The organism is Streptomyces sp. rh34, from assembly GCF_002551245.1.
Classification (GTDB): domain Bacteria; phylum Actinomycetota; class Actinomycetes; order Streptomycetales; family Streptomycetaceae; genus Streptomyces.
This window is the reverse complement of sequence record NZ_NTGZ01000370.1, coordinates 1-5,382: the sequence shown is the minus strand read 5'-3', so window position 1 is coordinate 5,382 and position 5,382 is coordinate 1. Positions and strand designations below refer to the sequence as shown.

Genomic DNA, 5,382 nt, shown 5'->3' with positions numbered 1-5,382 from the left:
AGATGTGTATAAGAGACAGCTCCCCGGCACCGCCGCCCGCACCGGACGCCTCCGCACCGCCGTCACCGGCCTACGCGCCGCCGCCCGGCACGCCCGCGCCCCTGACGCCCTCCGCGCCGGAAGCGGTGGCGCCCACCCCCGTAACGCCGCAGGACCCGTTCGCTCCACCGGCGCCCGCTACGGCGGAGAACCACCTCGTGGTCCGTCCCCGCGAGTCGGGCCGGAGGGCCGCCGGCCCGGCGGCGAACTCCACCCCCGGCGGCCTGCCCGTACGCACGCCCGGCCGCACCATGGCGGAGGCGGACCGGGAGCGCGGCCGCCACCGCGGCTCGCCCGCGCCCGCCTCTCCGGAGGACCCGCGCGGCAGCACGCCACGGACCTCGCCGCCACGCAGCGCGGGACAGCAGTTCGGCGCCTTCCGGCGTGGTACCAAGCCTGGCGGCAAGGCCGGAGAACCCGAAGCCAGGGCCGGAGAACCCGAAGGCGGAGCCGGAGGACCCGACGGCGGGGCCGTACCGCCGACCACCGCTCCGTAGCCCGGAACGCCCATCCGTACGGTGTCCGGTCCGCCGGACGCGCTCGCTCGAACATCCGAGATTGGAGGTACGGGCCCTCGCCGCTCCCCCGGCGCCGCGGTCCCGTCACTCATCATGCAGACCACAGACAACAGCCTCACCTGGCTCCTGCAGAGGCTCCTCGAGCAGACCCCGGGCACGCGGCACGCCCTGGCCCTGTCACGCGACGGGCTCAAGCTGTGCTGGACGGAGCACCTCACCCTCGACCAGGCCGATCAACTGGCGGCCATCTGCTCGGGCATGCAGGCGCTCGCGCAGGGCGCTTCCATCGAGTTCGGCGACAGCACCGGAGGCGTCCGGCACTCGATGACCGAGTTCCACGGCGGTCTGCTCTTCATCGTCGAAGCCGGTGAAGGCGCGCATCTGGCCGTCGTCGCCACGGAGGAGGCCGACCCCAGCGTGGTGGGCCACCAGATGACGGAAATGGTCGAGCAGATCGGCGAGCACCTGCGCGCCGCACCACGCGGCGAGGTGCCGAGGAGCGCGTCATGACCCTCCGCCCCGTCGACACCGGAGCCCCCGACCGGCTCTACACGGTCACCGGCGGACGCAGCCGCTCCGCGGACTCCTTCGATCTGGTGACCCTCGTGGTCAGCGAGTGCCGGCCCACCGCCGGAATGCAGTCGGAGCACGCGCAGATCCTGGACCTGTGCCGCCACCCGACCGCCGTCGTCGAGATCGCCGCCGAACTCTCGCTTCCCGTCACCGTGGTGCGCATCCTGCTCGACGACCTCCACGACATGGGCCGTATCACCGCCCGCCACCCCCGCTCGGCCACCTCACCCAGCGCGCTCCCCGACTCCGACCTGCTGAAGGAGGTGCTCCATGGACTCCGGAAGCTATGAGCTGCCGGCACAGCGCACGCCGCTGGCCGACGCCGCGGAAACCGGCCTGAAGATAGTCGTCGTCGGAGGATTCGGCGTCGGCAAGACCACGCTCGTCCACTCGGTGAGCGAGATCCGGCCACTGAACACCGAAGAGGTCATGACCCAGGCGGGCGTCGGCGTCGACGAGACGGACGGCGTCGACGCCAAGACGACCACCACGGTCGCCTTCGACTTCGGACGCATCAGCCTCAACGAGCGCATCGTGCTCTACCTGTTCGGCGCACCGGGCCAGGAGCGCTTCTGGTTCCTGTGGGACCGGCTGTTCTCCGGCACACTCGGCGCCGTGGTCCTCGTGGACACCCGCCGGATGGACGACTCCTGGTACGCGATCGACCGGCTGGAACACCACGGCACACCGTTCGTGGTGGCGGTCAACCGCTTCGACGACGACCTCGCCCACTCCCTCGACGAGATCCGTCAGGCCCTGGCGCTGCCCGAGCACATCCCGATGATCGACTGCGACGCCCGGGTCCGGCGGTCCAGCAAGAACGTACTGATCACGCTCGTCGACCATCTGCGCACGATGGCCATCGCCCGGGAGACGACACCATGACCACCTCCAGCCCATCCAGTCCCTCCAGTCCCTCCTTCGGCCTTCAGGCCCCCTCCGGCTGCCCGGCCGGCGCCGGCGCCGACGCGGTGCGCCTGTCCGGAGCCTCCTACCAGCAGACGCCCACGGAGCTCTACCGCTCGCTGCGACGGGAGCACGGGGCGGTGGCGCCGGTACTGCTCGACGGCGACGTTCCGGCCTGGCTGGTCCTCGGCTACGCCGAACTGTCCTACGTCACCACGCACGACGAGCTGTTCGCGCGGGACTCGCGCCGCTGGAACCAGTGGGACACCATCCCCCCGGACTGGCCGCTGATGCCGTTCGTCGGCTACCAGCCGTCGGTGCTCTTCACCGAGGGCGACGAGCACCGGCGCAGGGCCGGCGTCATCACCGAAGCCCTCGAAGGCATCGACCAGTTCGAGCTGGCGCGCGACTGCCGACGCATCGCCGACCGGCTCATCGCGGAGTTCGCCGGAAGCGGCCGGACCGAGCTGATGAGCAGTTACGTCCACGCCCTGCCGATGCGGGCCGTCGTCCAGATGTGCGGCATGCCGGTGTCGGGCTCCGACACCCAGCAGTTGGTGGACGACCTGCGCATCTCGCTCGACGCCGGCGAGGGCGACGATCCGGTGGCGGCGTACGGACGCGTCGGCGACCGGCTGCGCCAACTGGTCACGGACAAGCGGGCGGCCCCCGGAGCCGACGTCACCTCCCGGATGGTGACCCACGGGGCGGGCCTCACGGACGAGGAGATCGTCCAGGACCTGATCTCGGTGATCGCCGCTGCCCAGCAGCCCACCGCGAACTGGATCTGCAACACGCTGCGGCTGCTCCTGACGGACGAACGCTTCGCGGTGAACGTCTCCGGCGGCAGGCTCAGCGTCGGCGAGGCGCTCAACGAGGTGCTGTGGCTGGACACCCCGACGCAGAACTTCATCGGCCGCTGGGCCGTACGGGACACCCAGCTCGGCGGCCGGCACATCCGGGCGGGCGACTGCCTGGTCCTCGGGCTCGCCGCGGCCAACACCGACCCGGAGATCTGGCCGGAGTCGTACGTCGGCGCCGAGAACTCCGCACACCTGTCGTTCAGCGGCGGCGAACACCGCTGCCCCTATCCCGCACCGCTGCTGGCCGACGTGATGGCCCGTACGGCGGTGGAGACTCTGCTGGAGCAGCTGCCGGACCTGATGCTGGCGGTCGACCCGACGGAGCTCTCCTGGCGTCCTTCGATCTGGATGCGCGGACTGTCGACGCTGCCGGTCCGGTTCAGCCCGATGTCGCAGTAGCGGGCCCTCGGCGGTAGGAGCGGCCGGAGTCCGTGGTGGATCCGGCCGCTCGGGTCGACGTCGACGTTCCGGTCAGCCGGACACCGGTGTGAAGTGCACCGGCAGGCTCCGCGGTCCCCGGGTGAAGACACCGCGCTCGACCGGGTCGAAGCTGTCGGCCAGCCGCAGGTCCGGCATCGCGTCCAGCAACTGGCCCACCCCGATCTCGACTTCGGCCTTGGCCAGCAGGGCACCGACGCAGAAGTGCCGGCCGAGTGCGAAGGCGAGATGGTCGGCCGCCGCCGAGAAGGCGTTCGTGGCGGTCAGGTCCTCACGGAAGATATCGAAGGCATCGGGGTCGCGGTATCGGTCCTCGTCACGGTTGGCGGCGCCTATCAGGCAGGTGACGGTGGAGCCCGCCGGTACGGTGCCGCCGCCGAGCGCCACCTCCTTCGCCGAGGTACGCATGATCATGTGCACCGGTGGTGTGTAGCGCAGCGTCTCGGCGAAAGCCCGGGGTATCAGGGCGCGATCGGCGCGGACCGCCTCCAACTGCTCCGGGTGGCGCAGCAGATTGGCGAAGATACCGGCGATGGCCTTGTCGGTGGTCTCACCCCCGGCGGCCAGCAGCAGACTGCAGAACGCCTTGATGTCCTCGTCGCCCATCCGGACGCCGTCGACCTCCGCCGTGCACAGGGTCGACAGCAGATCGTCCCCCGGCGCCTCCCGCCGCTCGCGGATGATCGGCAGCATGTACTCGGCGAACTCGACGCGCGTACGCTCGCCGGCCCGGGTCACCTCCGGATCACCGGAGAGATTGCCGAGAAAGGCGATAACGGCCGTGTACCAGCCGTGAAATCGCTCATAGTCGGACTTGTCCAGGCCGAGCATGTCGGCGATGACATTGACAGGGAAACGGGTGGCGTAGTCGGCGACCAGATCCACGGAACCCGCATCGCGGAACCCGTCGATCAATTCGCGCGAATTGCGCTCGATGACCGGCAAGAACTTCTCCCGCAGGTCGCTGCCCCGGAAGGCCGGTGCGACCAGGGCCCGACGCACGGCGTGCTCGCGCCCGCTGAGCTGGAGTATCGTCCGCCCGTGCACGGGTTCGATCTGCCAGTCGTAGTTCTCCGTGGTGAATTCGCCTTCTTTGTCCTTGAAGACGCGCTCGACGTCCTCGTAACGCGAGACGATGTAACTTTTGGTCGCCTCGTGCCACAGGAGAGGCGTGTCCTGACGCATCAGGCGATACGTCCGGTACGGATCTCTCTCGAACTCCGGTGACAGAATGTCCGGTGCTGGGACCGACATGAACACTCCCTGCTGAACGGGGAACGGAAACGTGTGAACTGAACGCTCCCCATCACCTCCCGAGAACACACGTTCGTCAAGAGTTGCCACCCGTTGCGACCGGCCAGGACCCAAACCTCAGAACCCGGGCCCCGGCCCGCGGAAACCAGGCGCCGGACGCGGAAACCCGGGGCCCCGGGAAGGACCCGCTCAGTCCTCCCGCCCGTCCGGCCCCGGCGCCACCCGCCCCGTCAGCGCCGCCAGCGAGCTGCGCACATGCGCCATGTGCGCCTGGGCCTCCTCGCGGCCCTCCTCGTGCTCCCGCAGGATCCGCTCCGTCTCCCGCACCACCCGCTCCTCACGGACCCGGGCCTCGGCCAGCAGCTCCGCCGCCCGCGCCTCCGCGTCCTCCTGCCCGTGCCGGGCCGCCTCCTGCGTGGCGGCGAGGTCCCGGCCGGCCTCCGCGAGCAACGCCTCGGCCCGCTCCGTCAGCTCGGCGAACCGGGCCTCCGACGCGGCCTCCCGGCCGGCCAGTTCGGCCTCGGTCGCCTTGAGGCGCTCCGCGTGCTCCTGCTCCTGGTGGGCCAGCACACTCGCCGTACGGTCACGGGTCTCCGCCATCGCGGAAGCGGCGGCCGAGCGCACCTCCTCGGCGTCCTGCCGGGCCGCGGCGAGTATGCCCTCCGCCTCCCGGACCGCCACGGCCAGCCGCTCCTCCGCCGCCCGGTCCGCCGCCGCACGCACCTCGCCGGCCGCCTCGCGCGCCGCGTCCCCGACCTGTCTCTTATACACATCTCTGAGCGGGCTGGCAA

Annotated in this window: 5 protein-coding genes and 2 pseudogenes; 5 read left to right on the top strand and 2 right to left on the bottom strand. The window is 70.8% G+C overall.

Features of this window, described 5'->3' with window-relative positions:
- From CR470_RS39925 to CR470_RS35365, 5 genes and pseudogenes are all read left to right on the top strand, one after another.
- Positions 1-536: pseudogene (locus CR470_RS39925) on the top strand (ATP-binding protein); the annotation flags it as partial.
- Positions 537-650: 114 nt separating this feature from the next.
- Positions 651-1,067, top strand: a complete 417-nt coding sequence (locus CR470_RS35380; protein ID WP_007447032.1) for a roadblock/LC7 domain-containing protein — start codon at positions 651-653, stop codon at positions 1,065-1,067.
- A complete protein-coding gene (locus tag CR470_RS35375) occupies positions 1,064-1,420 on the top strand; it encodes a DUF742 domain-containing protein (protein ID WP_097871632.1) in 357 nt (118 codons plus the stop codon). Before CR470_RS35380 ends, CR470_RS35375 begins: the two co-directional genes overlap by 4 nt.
- Positions 1,401-2,015, top strand: a complete 615-nt coding sequence (locus tag CR470_RS35370; RefSeq protein WP_097871630.1) for a GTP-binding protein — start codon at positions 1,401-1,403, stop codon at positions 2,013-2,015. The genes CR470_RS35375 and CR470_RS35370 overlap by 20 nt, the downstream gene beginning before the upstream one ends.
- A complete protein-coding gene (locus tag CR470_RS35365; protein ID WP_097871628.1) occupies positions 2,012-3,298 on the top strand; it encodes a cytochrome P450 in 1,287 nt (428 codons plus the stop codon). The genes CR470_RS35370 and CR470_RS35365 overlap by 4 nt, the downstream gene beginning before the upstream one ends.
- 72 nt (positions 3,299-3,370) lie before the next feature.
- Here CR470_RS35365 and CR470_RS35360 read toward each other — a convergent pair whose 3' ends face one another.
- Positions 3,371-4,522, bottom strand: coding sequence for a cytochrome P450 (locus tag CR470_RS35360; protein WP_097871626.1), 1,152 nt, complete (start codon positions 4,520-4,522; stop codon positions 3,371-3,373).
- A 258-nt stretch (positions 4,523-4,780) separates the two neighbouring features.
- Positions 4,781-5,382, bottom strand: a pseudogene (locus CR470_RS35355) (cellulose-binding protein); the annotation flags it as partial.